This is a genomic window from Paenibacillus sp. B46(2026), assembly GCF_056786355.1.
This window is the reverse complement of sequence record NZ_CM165907.1, coordinates 2,243,668-2,259,175: the sequence shown is the minus strand read 5'-3', so window position 1 is coordinate 2,259,175 and position 15,508 is coordinate 2,243,668. Positions and strand designations below refer to the sequence as shown.

General features: G+C 45.8%; 16 protein-coding genes and 1 other RNA gene. 8 read left to right on the top strand and 9 right to left on the bottom strand.

Annotated features, from left to right (window positions below; all coding sequences use genetic code 11):
* Nucleotides 1–38 precede the first annotated feature (38 nt).
* Complete coding sequence (locus AC1S8V_RS10410) at nucleotides 39–530, top strand: Mov34/MPN/PAD-1 family protein (protein WP_482073541.1); 492 nt, start codon at nucleotides 39–41, stop codon at nucleotides 528–530.
* On the opposite strand, the gene AC1S8V_RS10405 is transcribed toward AC1S8V_RS10410, so the two are convergent.
* Genes AC1S8V_RS10405 through AC1S8V_RS10395 form a run of 3 tightly spaced genes read right to left on the bottom strand, consistent with a single transcriptional unit; the run spans nucleotide 516 to nucleotide 3,777 of the window.
* Nucleotides 516–1,253 carry an exonuclease domain-containing protein gene (locus AC1S8V_RS10405; protein WP_482073540.1) on the bottom strand — a complete coding sequence of 246 codons (738 nt, stop codon included), beginning with the start codon at nucleotides 1,251–1,253 and terminating at the stop codon, nucleotides 516–518. The two genes, AC1S8V_RS10410 and AC1S8V_RS10405, sit on opposite strands and share 15 nt — an antisense overlap.
* A complete protein-coding gene (locus tag AC1S8V_RS10400; protein WP_482074444.1) occupies nucleotides 1,250–2,335 on the bottom strand; it encodes a DUF294 nucleotidyltransferase-like domain-containing protein in 1,086 nt (361 codons plus the stop codon). The genes AC1S8V_RS10405 and AC1S8V_RS10400 overlap by 4 nt, the downstream gene beginning before the upstream one ends.
* Nucleotides 2,336–2,376: 41 nt before the next feature.
* Nucleotides 2,377–3,777, bottom strand: coding sequence for an ammonium transporter (locus tag AC1S8V_RS10395; RefSeq protein WP_221823363.1), 1,401 nt, complete (start codon nucleotides 3,775–3,777; stop codon nucleotides 2,377–2,379).
* 353 nt (nucleotides 3,778–4,130) lie between these two features.
* On the opposite strand from AC1S8V_RS10395, the gene AC1S8V_RS10390 reads away from it, so the two are divergent.
* Both AC1S8V_RS10390 and AC1S8V_RS10385 read left to right on the top strand, forming a co-directional pair.
* Nucleotides 4,131–4,559, top strand: a complete 429-nt coding sequence (locus tag AC1S8V_RS10390; protein WP_482073539.1) for a MerR family transcriptional regulator — start codon at nucleotides 4,131–4,133, stop codon at nucleotides 4,557–4,559.
* Nucleotides 4,560–4,587: 28 nt separating this feature from the next.
* Nucleotides 4,588–5,268 (top strand): zinc metallopeptidase, encoded by a 681-nt coding sequence (locus AC1S8V_RS10385; protein ID WP_482073538.1) that lies wholly within the window; start codon nucleotides 4,588–4,590, stop codon nucleotides 5,266–5,268.
* A 37-nt stretch (nucleotides 5,269–5,305) separates the two neighbouring features.
* Here the strand turns inward: AC1S8V_RS10385 and gltC are convergent, their stop codons facing one another.
* Nucleotides 5,306–6,217 carry a glutamate biosynthesis transcriptional regulator GltC gene (gene gltC / locus AC1S8V_RS10380; protein WP_062833647.1) on the bottom strand — a complete coding sequence of 304 codons (912 nt, stop codon included), beginning with the start codon at nucleotides 6,215–6,217 and terminating at the stop codon, nucleotides 5,306–5,308.
* 69 nt (nucleotides 6,218–6,286) lie between these two features.
* Nucleotides 6,287–6,913, bottom strand: a complete 627-nt coding sequence (locus AC1S8V_RS10375) for a rhomboid family intramembrane serine protease (RefSeq protein WP_482073537.1) — start codon at nucleotides 6,911–6,913, stop codon at nucleotides 6,287–6,289.
* Nucleotides 6,914–7,061: 148 nt separating this feature from the next.
* Between AC1S8V_RS10375 and tpx the strand changes: the two genes are divergently transcribed.
* The gene (tpx, locus tag AC1S8V_RS10370; RefSeq protein ID WP_482073536.1) at nucleotides 7,062–7,580 is read left to right on the top strand and encodes a thiol peroxidase; all 519 of its coding nucleotides are present in this window, start codon (nucleotides 7,062–7,064) and stop codon (nucleotides 7,578–7,580) included.
* Between the two features lie 73 nt (nucleotides 7,581–7,653).
* On the opposite strand, the gene AC1S8V_RS10365 is transcribed toward tpx, so the two are convergent.
* From AC1S8V_RS10365 to cshA, 4 genes are all read right to left on the bottom strand, one after another.
* Nucleotides 7,654–8,046 carry a DUF1499 domain-containing protein gene (locus AC1S8V_RS10365; RefSeq protein ID WP_017689382.1) on the bottom strand — a complete coding sequence of 131 codons (393 nt, stop codon included), beginning with the start codon at nucleotides 8,044–8,046 and terminating at the stop codon, nucleotides 7,654–7,656.
* A 182-nt stretch (nucleotides 8,047–8,228) separates the two neighbouring features.
* Nucleotides 8,229–8,420: non-coding RNA, 6S RNA (ssrS, locus tag AC1S8V_RS10360), on the bottom strand.
* A 51-nt stretch (nucleotides 8,421–8,471) separates the two neighbouring features.
* Nucleotides 8,472–9,284 (bottom strand): YesL family protein, encoded by an 813-nt coding sequence (locus AC1S8V_RS10355; protein WP_482073535.1) that lies wholly within the window; start codon nucleotides 9,282–9,284, stop codon nucleotides 8,472–8,474.
* 208 nt (nucleotides 9,285–9,492) lie between these two features.
* Nucleotides 9,493–11,088, bottom strand: a complete 1,596-nt coding sequence (gene cshA / locus AC1S8V_RS10350) for a degradosome RNA helicase CshA (protein WP_482073534.1) — start codon at nucleotides 11,086–11,088, stop codon at nucleotides 9,493–9,495.
* A gap of 305 nt (nucleotides 11,089–11,393) precedes the next feature.
* Between cshA and AC1S8V_RS10345 the strand changes: the two genes are divergently transcribed.
* From AC1S8V_RS10345 to AC1S8V_RS10330, 4 genes are all read left to right on the top strand, one after another.
* Complete coding sequence (locus tag AC1S8V_RS10345) at nucleotides 11,394–12,215, top strand: YitT family protein (protein ID WP_482073533.1); 822 nt, start codon at nucleotides 11,394–11,396, stop codon at nucleotides 12,213–12,215.
* Between the two features lie 174 nt (nucleotides 12,216–12,389).
* Nucleotides 12,390–12,578, top strand: coding sequence for a hypothetical protein (locus AC1S8V_RS10340; RefSeq protein ID WP_029880762.1), 189 nt, complete (start codon nucleotides 12,390–12,392; stop codon nucleotides 12,576–12,578).
* A 161-nt stretch (nucleotides 12,579–12,739) separates the two neighbouring features.
* Entirely contained in the window at nucleotides 12,740–13,921 is a 1,182-nt protein-coding gene (locus tag AC1S8V_RS10335) for a putative glycoside hydrolase (RefSeq protein ID WP_482073532.1), read from the top strand.
* A 204-nt stretch (nucleotides 13,922–14,125) separates the two neighbouring features.
* A complete protein-coding gene (locus tag AC1S8V_RS10330; protein WP_482073531.1) occupies nucleotides 14,126–15,478 on the top strand; it encodes an MATE family efflux transporter in 1,353 nt (450 codons plus the stop codon).
* Nucleotides 15,479–15,508: the final 30 nt, after the last annotated feature.

Below are 15,508 nucleotides of genomic sequence, written 5' to 3'. Positions count from 1 at the left end.
TGCCATAGCAGGAGCCAAAGAGAGAGGGGTGAATACAAATGGCAGCACTTCACGGGCAGCAAAACGCCTTCTACATCCCTTCTTCCGTAGAACAAGAGATGTCAAAGCACATGTTCCTTTCGCTGCCGCAAGAAGCCTGCGGGGTTATGCTGGGTGAAACCGCAGCGGGCGGTATACGAATCAGTCGGTTTCAGCCCATTCGTAACGTAGCACCTGACCCGCTGCACCATTTTACTCTGGACGATGCCGAATGGATTCGGTGCGTATTCTCCGAGCCTAAGCTCATTGGCATCTTCCATTCTCATCCGCAGACAAGGCCTGTTCCTTCCTTAGAGGACATGCAAGCTCTTCCGGCCTTCGCCGGTTTGCTCCAAATGTACCTCATCGGCTCCCCTGACCTTACAAGCGGGTTGCGATCTCATATGCAGCTGAACGGTTATAAGATTGAATCCTCGAAGGAATCGCAGGATCCGGCACACCGCGTTGTACCTTCATACAATCTGCTTCCCGTTCCGTTATGCGTGACTTAGCTGGGTATACAGATCACCCAAGGTTTCCACATTTTTACGAGTCATGTCCTCCAGATAACAGGACCATAACTGTGCAGTCATTTTTGAATCTTCCAGTGCATGGTGACGCCCATAGATCGGAATCCCTCTGGATTCCAGCAATTCATCCAGACCATACCCCGGCCTGCTTGGTTCAAGCCAGCGGGCCAACATCATCGTATCAATTAAACGATGTGTCAGCCTTACCTTTGAAGTCCGCCACAGAGCAGCATTCAGAAAGGCTCGGTCATGCGCACTTGCGTGTGCAATCAGAACATTTCCACCTACAAAAGCCATGAAATCATGCAGCCCTTCCAGCAAAGTTGGTGCGTCCAGCGTCATCTCCTGTGTAATACCTGTAAGTTCAGTAATATGTTCCGGAACCGCAGTCTTGGACTGCACCACCGTATAGAACTGTTCTCCTTCCAGCACTACACCACCATGTATACGGACTGCACCAAATGAGATAATCTCATCCCCATGCTGGGGTGAAAAACCCGTCGTTTCCAGATCAAATACAACTGCGTCCAGCTCATTTAGAGGTGTATGCAGAACCTCAGGTCTGCGCTGTTCTCTCATCATCGAACGGATAAACGCCATGTGTTGCGCCGTAGGGGCTCCCATAATGGAAGCGATGGCGGAAGGAACCCCTCCCTGACGCAGCGAATTCCAGAATCCTGTATTGCCCCTTGCCGGCTCTCTCATGGACGCCTCCTTTCTGCAAAACGCAACTGTCTTTGCAAAGCACGATGCACTCGTCGTACCAATCCGAGCGTATCTCTGAGCTCATAATGAATCTGTTTTTGTTTCATCTGTTTCTCATCCAGGAACCCACTGCTATGTTGCAATTCCCCTTGGATGACAACCGGTGTACTTCTGCGAAATTTCAAAGCGGCTAAGAAGGCCCGCTGGCATGCATCCAGTAATGTAAATGGAACAGCTTCAAGTGAAGTTAATCTCTCCATTCTTTTTAACGTAGATGACTCCTTGATCCCATGTTGCAAAGCCAAATAACGGGCACTGTTCACCAGCGGAATGTACAAACCATACTTGACATCAAATCCGCCTGCATGCTCACCAAATCGTTCTGTGACCACACGTCCAAGTACATTTAATGTAGCTTTATGTTTAACCGTATTGCGAAGAACTGCATCCGAAAGTTCTGGAACCAGTCTGAACTGTTCATAAAAAATCGTGATCCATTCCTGCGCCAAACTTTGCTCGCCTGCAACAAAACGCATGTCTGAAGCAATAATCAGATTACGAACGGGCTCCCAATTCAGATCCGAGCTCCATTCTGCTAATTGTTGCTTCCATGACGCCAACGTTTTTCTCCAGAGAGGCTCAGAGCACATGACTTTGCCTTCGCACTTGGCGTAACCAAGCTCTTCCAACATATCCGTCATACGCTGTCCGAGCTGAGCAAAATACTCCTCTTTACCTTCATGCGGAGTATCGCTAATGATCATGCCATTATCCTGATCACTCCATAACGTTGCTTCTTCCCTGCCGGAACTGCCAAATACGATAAAGGCATAGGGGACGGGAGGTTGGCCGAAGCCTTCCTCAACCATCCCCTGAATGCATAACTCTACTGCTTTCCGTGCAATCCGGTCATGCAGTTCATTTACCGTTTGGTACCACTCGATCGGCGACAAGGAAGCGGACAACAATTCCTGGAGCTCGTTCTGTAATATCACACGTGCCTGGCGCAGTTCTTGAGAAGACACCGCACCATCGATTCCCTGATAAGACCAGGAATAGTTTGTATACGAGATGGGTTCCATCATGTCCAGCCTCCTTGAAGCATGATTCAGCATCATTCACCTCAGGAGCTGAACGTACCACCATTGGATTTAGAATCTGCATTTTTCATTTGTTCAGGGTATCCGTAAGTACCATGCTCACTGATATCCAGACCCATTGTTTCTTCTTCTTCAGTAACACGGATGCCCATGATTGCTTTCATTCCGCCCAGAATAATGAAGGACATTACCAGTACGAAGGCAAAAGCACCTGCCAGACCTAAAAGTTGTACGCCCAATTGGTGGAATCCACCGCCATAGAACAGACCCGCTTGACCTACACCCGCATTCTCGGCAAGTTCAGGAGTAGCGAACAAACCTGTGGAGATCGCCCCCCACATACCAGCAATACCATGCACGGAGAAAGCGTAGATTGGATCGTCAATTCCTTTACGATCGAAGTACTGTGCTGTGAAGAATGTGATAATCCCCGCCAAAGCACCGATAACCAGAGCTGCCCAAGGTTCAACGAATGCACATGCTCCTGTAATCGCAACGAGTGCCGCAAGAACACCGTTTAACATGCTAGGAATATCGGACTTACCAAGAACTGCCCAAGAAATCAACAGTGCAGCAACACCACCAGCTGCTGCAGCTACGTTTGTAGTCAATGCAACATAACCGAAGAATCCATCCCCCATTGCAGACAATGTACTACCTGGGTTGAAACCGAACCAACCGATCCAGAGGATAATAACCCCGAGTACGGAATACACTTGGTTGTGACCTGGAATGATGTTAGGTTTGCCGTCTTTGTTATATTTACCAATACGTGGTTTCAACAAGATGGTCGCTACCAATGCTGCAGTCGCACCAGTCAAGTGAACAACCGTCGATCCTGCAAAGTCTTGCATACCCAGCTCAGCCAACCAGCCGCCGCCCCATACCCAGTGAGCAACAACCGGATACATGATAATGGTATAAAGAGTACCGAAAACAATATATACGCTCATCTTTGCACGTTCAGCCATACCACCGCAGGCAATGGCCAGAGATACCGCCGCAAAAGCGAGGTGGAATACGAATTTAATAGTCAGTGGAACATCGGAGAAAGCCAGTGACTCAAAGGAAGCAGCCATTTTGTCACCACTCAGGAAGAATCCTGTTGTTCCAAAGAAGCTGTTACCATTACCGAAACCAAGACCGAAGCCCAAAGCCCAGAAGGCAATTACTGAAATTCCCAATGTCAGGATGGTCTTACCCGCAATGTGTCCTGCATTCTTCATTCGTGTTGAACCCGCTTCGAGTAAAGCAAATCCCCCTTGCATCAAGAACACGAGTACAACAGCCAAAAACGTAAAGGCTGAGTTCAAACCACTTTGAAGTTCAATGTTAGTCGGACCCTCCGCAGCCGCAAATGCGCTGACCGGAAAAGCGAACAAAGTAAGCATTACTAACACGGAAACCAACCATTTCTTTCTCATATACCCCACTCCCTCTTATGTTAAGTTTCTTCACATAACGTGAAACTCTTAATGTCATTATAAGCAGAAGAGAGGAAAGTTGACAAGAGTATTTTCATCAAAACTGAAAATTATTTCTGGGAATAAAGTCATGCGTCTTTTTCTTGCACTTAAGTACATAATCACATTCTATGAGTACATAGATATAGAAATGCAGTATGCTGATTACCAAAGCATAACGTTTGACTGTACGGTTAAAGATCATGTATCATACTTATTAGTAAGAAAAATTGGGCGTAGTATAGAAAATTCGCAAGCGGAAACTACAATTCCCTACATTTGAACTTGCAAGCGAGGTGAATATCATTGGGGATATGAAACTTTTTCGGATTGGCGAACTTGCCAAGACCGCTGGTGTTAGTGAACGGACGATTGATTATTACACGAAGCTTGGACTGATCTATCCCGAAGAACGTACACAAAAAAATTATCGTCTCTATAGTAATGAAACTTTAACCAGGCTTGAACGTATTGTACAGATGAAACAAGAGAAGTATAGTCTCGACGAGATTAAACAATCTCTTGAGAAGTGGCGTCTGGTTAGCACGGAAGAACAAGTTGCCAGCAAATTGACAACATTGGAGCTTCATGTGCAACAACTTGAGCGAGAGGTTAACGAACTCAAACCGCTACTCGGGGAGATGAAACCTGTACAAGCACGCAAGATGATGGCAGGACTACTTACCAAAAGTGCCGGCACAATGGAGGCACTGAAAATCTTGCTTGAGAACACCATGATGTAGCTTATTATTAGAAAGCGGAGGAATGAATATGAGTTTTAATAACGGGATGTTCGTATTGATCATTATCGCCTTTTTGCTCTCTTTATGGGCGCAATTTCGCGTTAAAGGTACTTTCAGACGTTGGTCGGACGTACCGAACCAGAATGGAATCACCGGCTACGATGCCGCTCGCCAGATGCTCGACGCTAACGGCCTGCATGATGTTCCAATTGAGCCTGTACGCGGCACACTCTCTGATCACTATGATCCGATCAATCGGGTTGTACGCTTATCGGAACCAGTATATTATGAAAACTCAATCTCAGCTGTTTCGGTAGCGTGTCACGAAGTTGGTCACGCCATTCAGCATAAAGAAAGTTATCCCATGCTGGCACTGCGTCACCGGATCTTCCCAATTGTGAACTTTGCATCCGGATTAGCTCCGTTCCTGTTGATTGCAGGATTCATCTTCAATGCCATGAACCTTGTAGGTATCGGTATCATCTTCTTCTCCGTAACTGTTGCGTTCCAACTCATCACATTACCGGTTGAGTTCAACGCCAGCAATCGCGCAAGAGAGATTATGGTATCCGAAGGTTACATCCGCAATGAAGAAGAAAAAGGTGTTGCTAAAGTTCTGAATGCCGCAGCTTTGACTTACGTCGCTGCAGCGCTGATCTCACTGCTAGAGTTGATTCGTTACATCGGAATCTTCAACAGCCGTGATTAATTTCAAACTCAAATAACACAAAAACAATACCCCACCGTTAATCGGATGGGGTATTGTTTTGTTGTAAACCGAAATAATGAAGCAAAAATGAACGAAAGGACTGGGCAACCAGCGGCAGTTTGTCATCCGCACGGTGAATTAACCCGATGGTCCGTGTTACTTTCGGATGGGAGATGGCCACATGTGCCGGCTGCAACGGGTTCGTCTGGAATAACGCCATCTCAGGCAACAGACTGACCCCCATGCCCGCAGCGACCAATCCACGGATCGTGTCGGTCTCTTCACCTTCAAAAGCGATCTTGGGTGTAAAGCCAGCTTCCAGACAGGCATGCCACACAATAGGACGAAGAGAATAACCTTTGCTGAATAATACGAACTTATCATCCTTGAGTTGTTCGAGCGCAATCGTCTCCTCACCAGCTAACGGGTGATTGGGAGGAAGGATGGCATGTAATTCTTCCGTGAGTACAATATCGCCATCTACTTGATCATGCTTCTCTGGAAAAGGAGAAATGAATGCCAAGTCTACCTCTCCCGATAACACATCACGTATCAGTGTAGGGAACATCCCCTGCTTGAATCTGAATTTCACGTTGGGGTAGCGCTGACGGAAAGCAGCCACAACGGAAGGAATGAGATGAATTCCCAGGCTATGCGGAAATCCAATTCGAATCTCCCCATGTTCCGGGTCAAGAAACTCATGAACTTCCCCGACCGCCTTGTCCAAATCTTTCAATATGCCTTCAATTCGTTTGCAAAAAAGCTGTCCCACTGCAGTCAACTGCAGGTTTCGCCCCTTTTGCATAAAAAGGTCCACGCCCAGTTCTTCTTCCAGCTGATGAATCTGACGACTCACCGCCGACTGTGCCACATGCAACTCTTCAGCAGCCTGTGTTACATGTTCCTTCTGTGCCACTTTCAAAAAGTAATGCAACTGTCTTAATTCCACTCGCCTGATCGCTCCAATCTGTTATACCCTACTTATCCTTTATTGCATTCCATCTTGAGAACGTTCTGACTACCGCTTTAAGCTGCGGGGTTTCCACAATCTGATCAACAGTCCATAAATAAAGAATCCACCCAGCAGTCCGCCGAGATGAGCCATCCAGTTGATGCCCGACATCGCGAAGGAGAATATAATCCCGAACGCAAGCAGGGTGTACATCGTTTTGCGCGAAGCCTCATCCATCATGGTGCGCTGGAACAGCGCTACATACAGGAATGCACCATAGACGGCATAGATCGCTCCCGAAGCACCTACCGAGATGGTAATGCTCCCAACCGAGTTGTACCAAGCAACAGCAAGAATATTGCCCAGTACGCCTCCACCCAGGTACAAGACACCATACCTTACCGACCCAAGCAGTCGCTCCATTGGTGGTGCAAATACGATTAACGCAAAGCTGTTAAACAATAAATGACTGAAGCCCGCATGCAGGAAGATGGATGTGATGTAACGCCACCACTCCTGTGCGAACAGTTCATAATTCGTAAGCGCCCCAAATTTCAGCAGCACCATATTGTTCGTTGATCCACCGTTCACAGTTAACACAATAAACATGACTACATTGGCAATTAAAAAAATCGACGTCAAAGGGAAATACTTCAAATAACCTTTCCAGTTCTCATAGCGAATAAATATCATAAATTTCTTCTTTCACTCCACCCTGTTCAGATCGGACTTACATCTCTGATCCATCGTAATGGTGCACGTCCGAATTGGACAATGCCTTTCATAAAAGATTATAATGGATTTTGGCACGGATCACCAATTTATAAGGAGGAACATTATTATGGCACAAGAACGTACAGGCGCAGCCACATTCAAAGGCAACCCTATTACATTGATCGGACCCGAACTGAAAGTGGGCGATCAAGCACCCGATTTCACACTAAGCAAAAACCTGGTTGAAGATGCATCCCTGAAAGACTTCGCAGGCAAAATCAAGTTAATCAGCGTTGTTCCTTCCCTGGATACTGGCGTATGCGATGCGCAAACTCGTCGTTTCAATGTTGAAGCTGGAGAGCTCGGAGACAATGTTGTTGTCTTGACAGTAAGCGTTGACCTCCCATTCGCTCAAGCACGTTGGTGCGGAGCAACTGGTGTTGACCGCGTAGTAACATTGTCAGATTACAAAACACGTTCTTTCGGTGAAGACTACGGCGTTCTGATCAAAGAATTCCAGTTGGATATGCGCTCCATTTTTGTTCTGGATGCCGAAGACCGGATTACATATGTGGAGTATCTGCCTGAAATGACAGACTCCCCTAACTTCGAACAAGCGATTGCTGCTGTAAAAGCATTGCTGTAGAAGTCATCACACGTTCAGAACAAAAGCGAGGAAGGTTAACCTTCACTCGCTTTTTGTTATTTCATCATCTATTTCAATCATTTGCTTTATACTTGCTTAGCTTCTTATCCAATACAGAGAATAAGTTCATAATCGTCCGATAGTTAGAGCCCAAGTCTCCAAGTGAACCACGGGAAGCTGAATACATATCCACTGCACTACGAACAGGACTTACCGAGATAATGGAAACTGTAATATCCATTGTCCGTCCAAAGGTAGTCCGCTTCTCCAGTATAACTTCTCCAACAGAAGGCACTTCATGCAGCACTTTATAACCTGGAATCTTTTTAAGTGTTGAAGAAACCTCTTCCCAGGCTCTGTCTTTGGATAAGTTATAATACCGTGTTTTTAATTTGGGATCCTTGGCTCGATCGCTGGTCCCCTCCATGCTGCGGATGATACCGACGAGCGTTCTCTTTAAGGTCAAGACCCTTCCTCCTTTGAATGTAACCGTTCCATTTATGTATCTTAGTGTAACATTGTTCAAGTAGTAACAAAAGGGTAAGCATCATATTTATCGCAAAACCAATAAAATACATTCACTACAACATAAAAACACCCTGAAATTCCTTCAAAAGAGGAAAAGTCAGGGTGCTGTACATGAAAATTTAGGAACCCGCCTATGCCGTCCGGCTACATTGTCTTATGAACCTGCTTGGCAGGTGGGTGACCGCAAAAATGTTTTTTGAAGTCCCCATGTCGTATAGACAGGGCTTTTCAGCAACATTCTGTGTTGATCTCCCGAAGACGTCATCATTGGTTCAAAACAACGAATAACCGAAACGTACATCGCAGGATGTACAATTATTATATCCCTAACTGTGTAAAAAGTAAATGGCGATCCAGCATGTTTTATTTTTGCAGTGTAATGTTTTTGTCGTCTGATGGTTCAGATGTTTCACCGTTCTCTGCTGATTTCTCAGCCAGCGCAGCGGCTTCCTCTTCTTCCTTCTTCAGCTGCATCTTCTCCATCTGCTCCTGCATCTTGTTGAAAGTTGCGTAGAAGTTAAAGAAAGCAAACCAGGCGATGATACTGATGATGAAGAAGATAAACAAGACCGGATAACGGAAACCAATGTAGAACAACAATCCGCTTCCCAGCAATGTGGAGAATACACGGAAAGGTCTAATCAGCGTAAGCAATACCGCATTTTTGATAATGAGTCCGATGGACATATGATAGTGTACAACCATCGAGAAAAAGTTAAAGAGTGATACAAATAACAAGAGAAGCAGTACTAGCATGATGATTCCCACGAGCTGCATGTTGCGGAACTGTGTCATGTACACCGTATAATCCAGATACATAATCGCGAACAGCAGTGTGTAAAAAATACCCCCAATTAAACTTTGCTTGTAGTTTTCCTTGTAACCTACAAAGAAAGTACGGAAGATTGGTACATCCGTATCGCCCATATTCCATTTACGAACAACCGTAAACAGCGCCGAAGTCGCCGGGAACAGTGTAAGCGGTGCCACAATGGCTATAGCCCAGTTCATTTGCAATGATTCGTTTGCGAGGTTCTGCTGCATCACGAGCAGTTTCATAATCAAGAAAAACAAGAACGGAGACGAACAAATAGCCCACAACAGATTGGTTGCGGCCAGTCTCGTAATCCACTCTGTAAGCCGGTAGATCCCACCCATAGCTCCTTTAAATTCCAAACATTTCTCCTCCTCCGCAGCCTTGCGTATTACCTGAAGTCTAATATTAATATACCTTATTATAGATAGGAAAAGCCAGTACTTCCCGAAAAGAGATCAGCATTGTCCTTACTAGCACGTTTGGCAACGAACAAAAAAATGGCACAGTAATTTGAAAATAAAAAAATGGAGCAGTCGCCTGCTCCATTCTCCAGTTCAAACATCTATATTACTCGAAAGAAGAATCTTTCGCTGGACGACGTCCTTCGTTGTTGCTTGGACGCGGTTTGCGGTCACGGTTGTAACCACCTTCTCTGCTTCCACTACCAGTGCTGCTGCCGCTGTTACGATCACGGTTATAACCGCCACGTCCGCCGCCACTGCTGTTGCGATCGCGGTTGTAACCACCACCACTGCCGCCACTACCACTGCTGCGGTTACCACTATAGCCAGATGGTTTACGTCCGCCAGAGCGAACATCCGGTTTACGACGCTTCGCACGGATCGGATCTTCAGGAGTCAGGTCAACTTGAGCGTCTTTTTTGTCACCTGTCAGGAGCTTCAGAGCAGCCGACAACAGTTGAACAGAATCATATTGCTCAAGCATTTGAATCGCGATACCTTTGTATTCGTTCAGTTCGCCTGATTGTACGATTTCCAGCAAACGCTCTGCTGTCAAACGTTGTTTGCCTTCAACCGCTTCTGCCATTGTTGGCAGTGGTTTACGTGGAATACGGTGACGTGTTACACGCTCAATGAAGTGCAAGTGATCGATCTCACGCGGTGTAACGAAAGACCAAGCAGCACCCTCTTTACCTGCACGGCCTGTACGACCGATACGGTGAACATAACTCTCCGGATCTTGCGGAAGGTCAAAGTTAACAACATGAGTTACGCCAGATACGTCGAGACCACGGGCAGCCACGTCTGTTGCAACGAGTACGTCAATGCTGCCGTCACGGAACTTACGCATTACCGCATCACGTTGATTCTGGGACAAGTCACCATGAAGACCGTCTGCAGAATATCCACGTTTTTGCAAAGCTTCAGCCAATTCGTCAACACGACGCTTTGTACGTCCGAATACGATCGCCAGTTCAGGAGATTCCATATCCAACAAACGGCTCAATGCTTCGAATTTTTGACGCTCAGGTACTTCGATATAGGATTGGTCAATCAATGGTGCACTAACATGTTTCGGAATGACAGAAATGTGCTCAGGATTGTTCAAGAATTGTTGAGCCAATTTTTGAATGTTAGGAGGCATTGTTGCTGAGAACAGCATCGTTTGACGCTCGTCTGGTACTTGTTTCAGGATGGATTGAATATCCTCCATGAAACCCATGTCGAGCATTTCATCTGCTTCATCCAATACAACAGTTTGTACATCATCAAGTTTGATTGTTTTGCGGTTGATGTGGTCAAGGAGACGTCCAGGTGTACCAATGATAATTTGTGGTTTTCTTTTCAGTGCACGAATCTGACGAACGATATCTTGTCCGCCGTAGATTGGCAGGGAGCGCAGACCTTTGAAGCGAGTAAGTTTTTCGATCTCTTCAGCAACTTGAATTGCAAGTTCACGTGTAGGTGCCATAATGAGGGCGCGGATTTTCTCATCACTTTTTGTGATTTTGCTGATCAACGGAATACCGAATGCAGCTGTTTTACCCGTACCTGTTTGAGCTTGACCAATCAAGTCTCTGCCTTCGAGTGCCAAAGGAATCGCTTTGGATTGGATCGGTGTTGCTTCTTCAAACCCGAGCTCAGTGATGGCTTGCAGCACCAGTGGTTCAAGATTGAAATCTGTGAAATTTAAATTTGTCAAAATTATTCATGCTCCTTTTATATGGTGGACATGGTGGACAATCCACTTTGTTGTCTGTATTCTTAAGTAGCGTTAATATTTATAGGGTATCCCAACTGGGCGAATTATTTTCACGAACGATTATAATTCCATGAATGGGTCCCCAACATAAGACTAAAACTACATACATGTGTTCGAAACATTTCAAAATTTTATTGCTCCATTTAGGAAAAGTTTCCTACTCAAGAATATCCACAAATTATTATATCACAAAACAATTCAAGATTACCAGCAATCTGGTTTTAAATATAAATGAGGTGATTAAATTGCCCAAAATAATTTGGCACTCTTTAGTGATCATTTTGGGTGCTGCAGCTATTGCCTGCGGCTTTAACTGGTTTTTGGTCCCCCATCAGCTTTTGAGCGGCGGGGTGTCCGGTATTTCAATGCTTCTGGGTTATTTTACAACGTTGAATCTTAGTATAATGTATTTTGTTCTTAACATTCCCCTGCTCATTGCAGGTTGGTTTATTCTTGGACGACGCTTCATTACATTAAGTATTCTTTCGGTAGCAGCCACTTCCTGGTTTATTGCGCTTCTGCCTGTTTTTGCTGTGGCTACAGACCCTTTACTTAGTTCTGTATTTGGCGGTGTGCTTATTGGAATGGGCACTGGCGTTTCCTTCCGAGTCGGCGGCTCCACAGGAGGACTCGACATTGTTGGGTCCATTTTCACGCGTAAACGAGACTTTCCGATTGGTACAGTGATGGCCGGCATGAACGGTACGATCATTATGCTTGCAGGATACCTGAGTGACAATTGGAATACAGCCTTGGCCTCCATGGTATCCATCTACATTACAGGCAAAGTGCTTGATCTGATCCATATCAGTCACGTCAAAGTAACACTGTACATTATTACAAACGAAACCGAAGCCATGTTAGGAAAATTACTTGTTCGGCCTCGTGGAGTTACCAAAATTAAGACTCAGGGAGCATACACGGATATTGAAAAGGACATGCTCATGACCGTTACCACCCGATACGAGTTGGTTGAAATTAAACGTATTATCAAGGATACAGATCCAAACGCTTTTGTTAACATTGTGGAAACGGTTGGTGTTATGGGTTCATTTCGCAGAAGTTAAGACACCTGTACGGTTAACAATTCACAACATTGTGGTATAATAACGGTGTACGGCTCCTAAGTATGTTGTATAGCAGGTTCAACCCTTCAATTTCACAGGCCATATGCTTTCCCGAATCACGCCGAATGACTTACCATTTTGGAATTCGAGTAGGAAAGGGTGATTAATGTGGATATGGAAACGGTAAAACTGTTTGAGATTGTCAACAGATGGTGCCCGGAAATGCTCCCTTTCTTGAAACCGAATGAACTCGACTCGCTGATTGTCCTCCGGGATGGGCTGGGCATCCTGGAACAGGGAGATGCAATGGAAATCATTCAGTACAGTATTTGTGAGCACCAAAATGAGATTTACATTCAATAATTTTTTTCAGATTGATTACGCCGCTTCTTGCAGGGGATTTCCTCCGCAGGAAGCGGTTTTCATTTTTTTCATGTGTTTCATTACTTGATTAATATGGTTAAAAGCCCGGAGGCTTTATTGTATAATTCATACATGGAATGCACATAAGGGAGTGGAAATGAATGAACATGTTTTGGGCTTTACTGGCTATGGCCTTTGGAAGCTTTGGTGGTACCCAGCCAGTGGCAGATCAGGGAAATCCTCAATTCCAATCGTTAACCAACAGCTTTAACACCGCAATCATCCAATCTCAAAAAGATCAGGTTGTTATTGATGCCGATAATCCACCTGCTAAAATGGACCCACAACCTGATGCCCCCGTGGTCAAAGGTATCTATGTAACGGCCTACAGTGCCGGCGGCGCACGAATGAAAGAATTACTTGATCTGACAGACAATACGGAATTGAATGCCATGGTCATTGATATCAAAGACGATCTCGGATACATAACTTATCCCACAGAAAACAAAGCACTGCAGAAAATGGGCAAGTCCCAACCTTTTATTCGGGATATCGATGCCTTGATGAAACGATTACAAAACCATGAGGTCTACCCGATCGCACGTGTCGTTGTATTCAAAGACACGATTCTTGCGAAGAAGAATCCGGAGCTTTCCTTCCGCAACAAGGATGGATCGGTTTGGGCGAATGGCAAAGGCGACAGCTTCGTGAACCCATACAGCAAGGAAGTATGGGACTATAATATTGAGATTGCCAAGGAAGCTGCCAAGCTTGGATTCGAGGAGATTCAATTTGACTACGTTCGTTTCCCGGAAGGTTTCGAAACTCGTGCTGATGTACTCAAATACACCAAATCTGACAAGTCCCGCGTCGATGTTGTAGCTGAATTCGTGCAATATGCACGCAAGGAGCTGGCACCGTTAGGTGTGCGTGTCTCAGTTGATATTTTCGGTTATGCCGCTTCCGTACCTGCGGCTGAAGGCATTGGACAGGATTTTGTTAAAATATCCGAAAATGTGGACGTGATCTCGCCGATGGTATACCCCAGTCACTATTCAACTGGATGGTATGGGGTGAAGGACCCTGACAAAGATCCTTACACAACCATCAAGGGCTCGATGGAAGACACGCATAAGAAACTGGACCCCACTAAGGAGCTTAAACCTGTCATTCGTCCGTGGATTCAGGACTTCACAGCAAGCTGGCTGGGAAGTGGACATTATGTCAAGTATGGCAAGAAACAAGTGGAAGACCAGATCAGAGCGATGAAGGACATGGATGTGCATGAATATCTGCTCTGGAATGCCTCAAACCGATATACGTCAGGTGTACAATATAGATAATCTGCACTCTTGCATATTTTTTGTATTCATCCAACCTCGTTCCGCCTGAAGCGGAGCGAGGTTTTTTGGCGTTCATTATTCTCGGTGTGCCTCTCCTCTGTTTCTGTCCCTATTCAAAACGGACAAAATCCACTACAATGTATAGCTGTCCATATATGACACTTGGATGACATCTCTTAGAATAGCGAGGCACTGCCAGTGAACATGAACACAACAAGCTTTTCACAAAAAGTGAAGCAATTCCTGATTATATTTTTGCCCATCTTCACCACACAAATCGCCCTCTCTGCCATGTCGTTCTTCGACACAAATATGTCAGGCAAGTTTTCCCCTGCCGACCTTGCAGGAGTTGCGATTGGCACAAGTCTGTGGATGCCAGTTCAAACTGGACTAAGCGGGATTCTAATTGGCATAACACCCGTCGTATCCCATCTGTTAGGTTCCAAACGTAATGATCAGATCGGGTATAACGTCATACAGGCGTTGTATCTTGGAATAGCTGTCAGTCTCGTCGTTATCGGAGCCGGGGCGTTGTTACTTGGCCCTATACTGAACGGTATGCCTCTGGAACCCCGAGTCGCCCAAGTTGCCTTCTATTTTTTGTGTGCACTCGCTTTTGGCATTATCCCGCTCTTCGGATATACCGTGCTGCGCAGCTTCATGGATGCACTAGGCCAGACGCGAACTACAATGTTCATTACGTTGGTCTCCCTGCCCGTTAATATCTTGCTGAATTATTTGCTGATATTCGGCCGCTGGGGTTTCCCCCAATTAGGCGGTGTCGGTGCTGGTGTTGCTACAGCATGTACATACTGGCTGATCTTTCTTATGAGTCTCTTTTTTGTCCATCGGGTCGAACCTTTCGCCCAATATGGCATTTTCCGTCAATGGACCCGTGTATCATTATCCAAATGGAAAGAGTTACTCAAGATCGGGGTGCCCATCGGATTCGCGACTTTTTTCGAAACGTCCATCTTCGCTGCTGTGACATTAATGATGAGCCGTTTTGATACCACAACAATTGCTGCCCATCAGGCGGCACTGAACTTTGCTTCTACGCTCTACATGCTGCCTGTGAGCATATGTATGGCTCTTACGATCCTTGTGGGCTTTGAGGCAGGTGCGGGGCGTCTGAGAGATGCCAAACAATACAGTCTGCTCGGAATTGGTGGAGCCATCGGGCTCTCACTGCTGACAGCCATCGTGTTGATTGTGTTCGGCGAACAGATTGCAGGCGTGTATTCAAACGATCGAGAGGTCATTGCACTTACGCAGCATTTCCTTATCTACGCCATTTTCTTTCAGATCTCGGATGCGATTGCTACACCGACCCAGGGAGCATTGCGTGGCTACAAAGATGTTAATCCGGCACTAATCATTACGTTCGTAGCCTATTGGATTATTGGCTTGCCTGTAGGTTATCTAACTGCTACGTATACTTCACTCGGTGCCTTCGGATACTGGATCGGACTCATTGCCGGCCTTGCTGTAGGAGCAACAGCGCTTCTCTGGAGACTCTTCCTGGTACAAAAACAAGCCGCACTCCGCAAGGCGTAACATCGACATACTCACTCCGTGAAACACAAA